Raw genomic sequence first — 2,782 nt, 5'->3', positions numbered from 1 at the left:
TTGCTTCAAAATGTGATCGAATTGATTCAATTGGAATCTGTACCTGGGGCGTTGATTTTGCTCTTTTCGACAAGAAAGGAAATATGCTTTCAAATCCACTATCATATCGAAATATAATTGGAGAACAAGAACTTTCAAAACTTAGTACAGATGAAAAGAAGCAGATGTTCTGTGAAACGGGAATTTTGTGCGATAAGATTAATTCCTTATATATGCTTTCTGGCATGAAGGAATTATTCCCTCAGATTATATCAGCAGCTGATAAATGTCTGATGATTCCGGATATTCTGAATTATTTCCTTACAGGAAAAATGATAAATGAGCCAAGTGAATTAAGTACAACACAGTTAATGTCAGCAAAAACCAGAAAAATTAATGAAGATGTATGCAAAAAATTCGGAATATCAAAAGATATTTTCTGCGAAATCGGAAAACATGGTGAAGTAATAGGTAATGTGAAAACTGATATTTTGGAAGAACTGGGAATTACATATGAGATCCCTGTGATATGTGTACCTTCACATGATACGGCATCTGCGGTGGCAGCGATTCCGGCAGTAGAACCAAGATTTGGATTTATCAGTTGTGGCACATGGTCTTTAATAGGGACAGAACTGGATGATCCGATCTGCACAGATAAAGTAATGGAATCGCAGTTGACGAATGAAGTTGGAGCATTTGGGAAGATTACATTGCTGAAAAATAGTGCAGGAATGTTCATCGTGAATCAATTGAAAAAAGAATATGACTTTGTAAAAGGGCGGAAAGCTTCCTGGGATGAGATCTCTGAACTTGCAGAAGAGTGTGATAAAGAAACACAGATTGATTTGAATGATTCCACGTTTTTTAATCCGGTAAGTATGTCTAAAGCAGTATGGAATGATCTTCTAAAGACTGGTCAGGCAGAAGGAGAGATGCAGTGGCCTGTTTTATTCCGGACATTTTATGAATCTTTAGCCAGATGCTATGCTGTTACGATTGAAAATCTTGAAAAAACAACAGGCAGAATTTTTGAAAAGGTGTATATCGTAGGCGGAGGCTCGGCAAGCAGAGTGTTGTTAAATCTGACGGCTAAGTATGTCGAAAAACCAATTGTTGTATGTTATGGAGAAAGTACATCTATGGGAAATCTGGCGGTTCAACTGAAATATTTTTATCCGGAGCTGGAACTGACAGATTTAAGAAGTATTATTTCCGGATCTTATAAGACGGAAGAATATATATATAGGGTAAAGGAGGAAAGTAATTAATTAAAAATTTATTACAAGGGAGGAGGTCCTAACAATATGAGTGAAAACATATTGAAAATGCAGAACATTACGAAAAGCTTTTTTGGAGTAAATGTTCTGCAGGATGTGCAATTGACGGTAAAAAAAGGACAGGTTCATGTCTTGCTTGGAGAAAATGGTGCGGGAAAATCTACATTAATAAAAATATTGTCGGGTGCATATTCACGTGAAAAGGGAAGCATTGTATTTGATGGAAAAGAAATGCCTCCAATGGCACCGGGAGATGTCATCAAAGCAGGTGTCAGTGTCATATACCAGGAATTTAATCTAGTGCCGGAAATGCCAATCTATGAAAATATATTTCTCGGAAAAGAATACAGAAAAGGCGGAATTGTAGATCATAAAAGAGAAATTGCAGAGTCCAAAGAATATATGGAAAAAGTTGGATTGGATGTTAATCCGAAGACATTGATTTCTCAATTAAGTGTTGCAAAAAAACAATTAGTGGAGATTGCAAAGGCAATTTCAAATAACGTAAAACTCCTGGTGCTTGATGAGCCAACCGCTGCAATTACTGATAAAGAAACGGAAATGCTTTTCCAGATTATCAGAGAATTGAAAAGTCAGGGAATAGGCATCATCTATATATCACACAGAATGAGCGAGTTGTTTGAGATTGGGGATGTATGTACCGTAATGCGGGATGGTGAATATGTCGATACGGTAAACATTAAAGAAACTACGGAAGATGAACTCACAGAGATGATGGTGGGACGAAAAGTCAGCTTTGATAAGATCGAAAATAAATATATCAATACAGACGAAGTAGTTCTTTCTGTAAAAGATCTGAATTATAAACATCTGGTAAAAAATGTGTCATTTGATCTTCATAAAGGAGAAATATTAGGATTTGCAGGATTGGTTGGAGCAGGTCGAACAGAAACTGCAAAAACCATTATAGGGGACTATAAGAAAGATAGCGGAACAGTTATATATAAAGGAAATGAAATTGGAACCGATTTGTCAAAAAATATTAAGAGAGGTATCGTGTATTTAAGTGAAGACCGTAAAGATGAAGGATTAATTCTGATTCATTCTGTTGCAGAAAATATTGCTCTGCCAAATATTGATAAACTGTGTCAGCCTATTTTGAATCGGAAAAAAGAAAGAAAGGTCGCAAAAGAATATATTCAGAATTTGAAGATTAAGACTTATTCAGAATCTGTGGAAGCTAAAAGTTTGTCAGGAGGAAATCAGCAGAAAGTTGTTATTGCAAAATGGCTGTATTCGGATGCAGATGTCTATATCTTTGATGAACCGACGAGAGGAATTGATGTTGGAGCCAGAGATGAAATCTATAATATTATGTATGAATTGATTGCAAAAGGTGCTTCTATTATTATGATTTCTTCAGACTTGGTAGAAATTCTGAAAATGAGTGACAGAGTTGCTGTAATGGCAGGCGGAAGATTAAAAGAAATACTTGATAACAATGGCCAGATTACACAACAGGATATTCTGAAAATCGAACTGGCAGAGGAGGATAATAATGA

2 protein-coding genes are annotated in these 2,782 nt (G+C 35.9%); both read left to right on the top strand.

Going from position 1 to position 2,782, the window contains the following annotated elements; all coding sequences use genetic code 11:
* On the top strand, nucleotides 1-1,250 hold a 1,250-nt coding region (locus JQM82_RS14930; protein WP_235251194.1), incomplete at its 5' end, for a rhamnulokinase.
* Between the two features lie 36 nt (nucleotides 1,251-1,286).
* Nucleotides 1,287-2,782: sugar ABC transporter ATP-binding protein (locus JQM82_RS14925; protein WP_235251193.1), on the top strand; the 1,496-nt coding region annotated here is incomplete at its 3' end.

The organism is Faecalicatena contorta, from assembly GCF_021531995.1.
Classification (GTDB): Bacteria; Bacillota; Clostridia; order Lachnospirales; family Lachnospiraceae; genus Dorea_A; species Dorea_A contorta_A.
The sequence above is the reverse complement of the archived record's forward strand: the minus strand, read 5'-3'. Positions and strand labels throughout refer to the sequence as shown.